General features: G+C 47.1%; 1 protein-coding gene. It reads right to left on the minus strand.

Annotation, left to right across the window (positions count from 1 at the left end; genetic code table 11):
- Positions 1 to 526 (minus strand): hypothetical protein (locus tag VM932_RS16700; RefSeq protein WP_326280437.1); only part of this gene is annotated, 526 nt, incomplete at both ends.

Consider the following 526-nt stretch of genomic DNA (forward strand, 5'->3'; position numbering starts at 1 on the left):
GTCAACTTGACCTCTTCGGTGATGTCGAAGATCATGGAATTGAAAAGAACGGTGCCATCTGCCAATTTGTAGGGCGTCCCGTAGCCTTCGTGCCAACGGACCTTGCCATTGGGCAGGACGTATCGCCATCGATTGTGCCATTGTTGAAGAGTTTCAATGGAGTTTTGGATGTCCTGCACCAAGACTTCATAATCCCCGCCCTTTTTTATCTGGTCCCATATAAGTTGGGAATATTTCTCGCATTGATCAGGAGAAAGGTTCCATATTTCTTGGGATTTTTGGCTGACGGAATGCATTTTATCGGTTCCATCCGGATAGAGGTAATATTGGAAGGTAACCCCCGGAAGGTCATTGGAAAGGGCCAAAAGTCTATGTTCTGTTTCCTTAAGGTCCGTAATATCCTGAAAACTTCCATAGATCCGGACACACTTTCCATTGACCATTTCGGTCTGTCCCATCGCCCTGACCCACTTCTCATTGCCCTTGGCGGATATCAATGCTGCCTCAAACTCTATGGGCGACCCAT

The organism is Flagellimonas halotolerans (assembly GCF_035818535.1).
Classification (GTDB): Bacteria; Bacteroidota; Bacteroidia; order Flavobacteriales; family Flavobacteriaceae; genus Flagellimonas; species Flagellimonas halotolerans.